This is a genomic window from Allobosea sp. P1_A7 (genome assembly GCF_056406775.1).
In genome coordinates this window covers 1-4,649 of sequence record NZ_JBFTZN010000367.1, presented here as the reverse complement: position 1 = coordinate 4,649, position 4,649 = coordinate 1, and the positions used below count along the sequence as shown (strand labels likewise).

At 64.4% G+C, this 4,649-nt stretch carries 3 protein-coding genes and 3 pseudogenes; 3 read left to right on the top strand and 3 right to left on the bottom strand.

Annotation, left to right across the window (positions count from 1 at the left end; genetic code table 11):
• Positions 1-38: 38 nt before the first annotated feature.
• A pseudogene (locus AC1D34_RS34285) lies at positions 39-929 on the top strand (IS701 family transposase); the annotation flags it as partial.
• Between the two features lie 58 nt (positions 930-987).
• Here AC1D34_RS34285 and AC1D34_RS34280 read toward each other — a convergent pair.
• A complete protein-coding gene (locus tag AC1D34_RS34280; RefSeq protein WP_476826647.1) occupies positions 988-2,601 on the bottom strand; it encodes an ISL3 family transposase in 1,614 nt (537 codons plus the stop codon).
• A gap of 103 nt (positions 2,602-2,704) precedes the next feature.
• Between AC1D34_RS34280 and AC1D34_RS34275 the strand changes: the two are divergent.
• Both AC1D34_RS34275 and AC1D34_RS34270 read left to right on the top strand, forming a co-directional pair.
• A pseudogene (locus AC1D34_RS34275) lies at positions 2,705-3,112 on the top strand (transposase); the annotation flags it as partial.
• A gap of 103 nt (positions 3,113-3,215) precedes the next feature.
• A pseudogene (locus AC1D34_RS34270) lies at positions 3,216-3,499 on the top strand (IS5/IS1182 family transposase); the annotation flags it as partial.
• Here AC1D34_RS34270 and AC1D34_RS34265 read toward each other — a convergent pair.
• Both AC1D34_RS34265 and AC1D34_RS34260 read right to left on the bottom strand, forming a co-directional pair.
• Positions 3,476-3,607, bottom strand: coding sequence for a transposase (locus tag AC1D34_RS34265; protein WP_476826648.1), 132 nt, complete (start codon positions 3,605-3,607; stop codon positions 3,476-3,478). The pseudogene AC1D34_RS34270 and the gene AC1D34_RS34265 overlap by 24 nt on opposite strands.
• 186 nt (positions 3,608-3,793) lie before the next feature.
• A complete protein-coding gene (locus tag AC1D34_RS34260; RefSeq protein WP_476826646.1) occupies positions 3,794-4,435 on the bottom strand; it encodes an FkbM family methyltransferase in 642 nt (213 codons plus the stop codon).
• Positions 4,436-4,649 lie beyond the last annotated feature (214 nt).

The window sequence follows — 4,649 nt, the reverse complement described above, 5'->3', positions numbered from 1 at the left end:
GTTAGGGTGCTGCTTCGAGATCAGGGAAGCGCGCCGCCATGACCGACTGGACCGCGGAGAGTGAAGCGGCGTTCGACGCCTATGTCGAGGCCTTGATTGAGGTGATCGGCCACGCCGACCGAGCTGAGCCGCTGAAGGATTACAGCCTCGGACTGCTGATGCCGCTGGAGCGCAAGAGCGTGGAGCCGTTGGCGGCCGTCACGGCGCCGTCGCGGGTGGCGGCCAAGCATCAGTCTCTGCTGCATTTTGTGGGCCAGGCGCCGTGGTCGGACGCGGCCTTGCTGGCGCGGGTTCGCGACTGGGTCCTTCCCAAGATCGAGCAGCATGGACCGATCCGGGCGTGGATCGTCGACGACACGGGCTTTCCCAAGAAGGGCAAGCACTCGGTGGGCGTCGCGCGCCAGTATTGCGGCCAGTTGGGCAAGCAGGACAATTGTCAGGTTGCMGTGAGCCTATCGATCGCAAATGACGCAGCCTCGCTTCCGATCGCCTACCGTTTGTATCTCCCGCAGAGCTGGGCGGAGGATCCGGAACAGCGCAAGAASGCCAAGATCCCCGCAGAGATCACRTTCCAGACGAAGCCGCAGATSGCGCTTGATCAGATCAAGACCGCCAAGGCCGAGGGCGTAGCGCCCGGCGTGGTTCTGGCCGACGCCGGATATGGCGCYGAYGGCGGTTTCCGCGCGGGCCTGTCCGAGCTTGATCTGACCTATGTGGTGGGCGTTCAGCCCACSCTCAGCGTCTGGCGTCCAGGCGAGAGTCCGCTGCCGCCCAAGCCTTGGAGCGGAAGAGGCCGGCCGCCGTCTCGRSTMGGCCGAWCCGACMRTCAYAAGCCGATCTCGRCCAAGGCCCTGGCCGAGGAGCTCGACGCCGAGRCSTGGCGCACAATCGCCTGGCGCGAAGGAACCAACACTGAGCTCGGTTCCCGCTTGTGGCTGCCGGATCAAAACTCCTCAGAAGCGGGCTCTCCCGCAGCTTAGGTGCAGCTCATGCCATGATCCTGGCGCGGAGCAGGTCGAGATGCGCGCGCCCGTACATGGAGCGCTTGATCAGCTTGAGCTTGTTGATCTTGCCCTCGACCGGACCGGTGCTCCACCGCATGGTCAAAGCGGCGCGCACGGCGTCGATATCGCGCCTGAGCCCGCGAGCGAAGGAAGCGAGAGGACTGTCGAGCGCGGCGGCGAGCCAACGGTCGAGGGCATCGACATCGCGATCGACCAGCATCGCATGGAAGCGCCGAGCAAGGTCAGCTGTCGCGGCCAGCGATGGCGAGGCCGCGCGCAGTGCGTCCACGAAGGCCCGTTCGTCGCGGGACAACCTCTCGTCAGGCGCCGTCAGCAAGCGTGCCGCCACCCGCGACGACGGCGGTTTCCGGCGTGGGCGCCGCGAACCTGCCGGCGCGGCGGATGCGGGTACGGCATCGCGCAGTCTGATCTTCACCCATCGCCTGAAGTTGCGGGCGTGACCCAGGTAGCCGCGCTCACACACCTCCCTATAAAGCTGGGTTGCATTGCGACAGCCCTCGTCCCAACGCTGACGAAGATAGTCTGAGAAGGCATCCGCGGGATGAGCGCTCGCTTTCCGACGCTGCCAGGATCCCGGCCGTTTGTCGTCAAGCCACTTGCGCACCGTCTTGCGGTCATGCCCGGTCTCCCGCCGGATCGCTGTCAGGCTCCACCCTCTTTGCCGCAGGGCGACGACGCTGTCGTACATTGCCTGGCGGGCCGCCCGGCCATCCCGCCGCTGGCGAGAAGCCTTCGGCATGCCGAAAGCCTCAGGCAACTGAACGAGACGTCCTGACGTTCCCCCGTCGCGATCGGCGGCGAGCGAGGCGCCGACCTCGCGAACAAGGCGATGCCGCTTTTCGACGGCATCGAGCAGTGCGTCCGAGCAGTTGCGCAGCATGTGCCAGCGGTCGGCGACCTGGCGCGCGCCGGGCGCGCCTTGGCGAGCGCCTTGCGCATAGGCGCCGGCACGGTCGCGCGCGATGATCTCGGTGCCGGGATGTGTCGCCAGCCAGTCCGCGAGCGTCGCGCTGTCGCGATCGGGCAGAAGGTCGACGACGCGGTTGGTCTCGAGGTCGACGAGCACCGTCCCGTAGCGCTGGCCGCGTCGCCAGGCCCAGTCGTCGACACCCAGAATCCGCGGTGCCCGGTCCAGGGACGAGGGACGGCTCCGCACCATCCTGAGCATGGTGTCCGCGCTGGCGCGCATGCCCAGCCTTTCGACGAGGCGCGCGCCGGCTTCGCCCCCCAGCGCCAGCCCAACACTGCGCTGGATCTCGCGCAGCCGAAGCGTGCCGCGCGCATGCGGCCTGACCGCGTCTTCCGCACGCTCCGCAAAGGTGCGCCGGGCGCAGCGGCGATTGCCACAGCGAAGGCGGCGGGCCTGAAAGCAGAGTGTCACGGAGCGCCCTTGCCAAGGCAGGTCCGCGATGCGGCGCTCGTCATGGCTATGCGTGCGTGCCGACAGGCTTCGACAGGTTGGGCAGCGGGACGCGAGACGTCGAGTTCGGCAGACAATGCTGACGCCTGCGGCATGCGGCAGGACCCGCTCCACGACAAAATGCTGCGGGATGAATGGCAATATCCTCTTGGACATGGGGCGATAGCTCCTGAACCCTGGAGCCTTTGGGAATTCCAAATGGTTGCACCAAAACTGCGGGAGAGCCCACTTCTGGGGAAAATTCAGGCGGCATTGACACCGCTTCRCCGCCGTGCGGCTGCGGCCGGCCTCCCGGGACTACAATCGGCCCGAGGCTCATGCCGAAGAGTGGCTCCTGATCGAGTGGCMTGAGGGCGAGGCCGAGCCGAGCAAGTACTGGCTCTCCACCTTGCCGGTCGACGCGACGATCACCCAGCTGGTCGACACCGCCAAGCTGCGCTGGCGGATCGAGCGAGACTATCAGGAGCTCAAGCAGGAGCTGGGCCTGGGCCACTACGAAGGCCGAGGGTGGCGGGGCTTCCACCACCACGCCAGTCTCTGTATCGTCGCCTACGGCTTCCTGGTCTCTCTGAGGGAGACGATTCCCCCCTCAGCTCCAGCTCGCGCCCAAGGCCGCCAAACACCTGGCCTTCCCGAAAGTCATCGACCGCGCGGATCCTCCGGTCCGACCCGAGCGGCATGTTCCGACCTCGATCCCGACCCTCAGGCGACGCCTGACCGTGGCCCTGGCCAACCGCCTGCAACGATGTCCGTGCTGCACAAGGCCCAGCCACAAGGCGATGAGCTACGGCCGGATGAAGACCGCCGAGCCAGTGCTGGCGGCTGAGGTTGAGAGCTGGCTGGCCCGGCGGGCGAGATCGACGCGGCCGAAGATCATGCGCACGGTCTGGAGTGGCGCGGCGACGAGATGCCGGGCTGGATGGCTGACAAGCAGTGTCGGCTGGAGGCGATCCGCGCCGCCAAGGCCGCCCTCGAAGCGGAAGCCGCCGAGCCGCCAGACCCGGACGACGAGAGCGGGCCGGGCGCCTCGTCAGGCATGCGCTGGCAGGGCCGAGCGGCCGGCTTCGAACTTCTGGACCCAGATGCGGATCAGGTTGCGCGACAGGTCGTGCCGACGGGCGAGGCTATGGAGCGTCTCGCCAGCGACGTAATCCTGCGCCATCTGGCGCTTGAACTCGATGCTGTGGGTGCGGTGTCTGGCCATGGGCTTTCATCCTTCGAAAGCCCGGCTCCCCGGTCAATTCCTCGCCGTCAAACTGTCCGCCTCAAAGGGCGCACTCCATTCCGGAAGATGTTGCTGTGCAAAACCGGCTTTACCTTGTCCCGAACCATGACCGAAGCAAGAGCTTTATCCGGGCAACCGGACAAAAAACGAGTTCACTTCTGCGCCCCCGTCGTAGTGATAGCCCAATGGTTCAATTGCCTTGCGCACCGCCGGCACGCCGAGATGGCCATGCTCTACACAGAAGACCTTTGGAAGCACCGCTGCGCCACGCATGCCTGCCACAACGTCAAGCTCTGCGCCTTCCACATCCAACACAAGAAGGTCCACTTTTTTTAAACTAGTTTTCGCAACTAATGTACTCCAATTTATAGTATTAACCTCGTAGTCACGCATTTCCCAGCCGGCCTCAGCAATGTATGCCGCATGGGTGGGATGGTGCGACAGACTGCCATTCGTGCACTGTTCCCCAAACTCAGGATGCACGATGCCGTGAAACGTGGCTTTGCCGTTGGTCGAAGCCAGAGCAACATTGATGTTGCGGCTCGATCGGCGATTCTTTTCCAGCTGTGCGAAGACTGGTGGCGACGGCTCGACGTTAACGCCAGTCCAGCCGAGGCTTTCCTCAAAAAACTTGCAGGTGCATTCCGTCTCCCCATCGAAGGCGCCGCATTCCACGAAAATGCCAGGTCCGGTGTGGCCATGAAAATACCGCTCGTGGAGAATTTGATCGAGCGGTGGATTGAACTGGCCATAATAACGCGACATTCTTGGACGTCTCCTACAGGACAACTAACATCATACTCCAACTGCCGCCGGGACTGAACACCTAGATGCCGTAATGGGCCGGCGCTTCGAATAGCCATTTTGGGTGGCTGTCCCTCAGAATGATGGTGTTGAAAACGAGGTCCGAGCGATCGGCCTCAAGCATCATGAGAGGAACAGCCGTGGAGCATTATGCTGGAATCGATGTCTCTTCTCT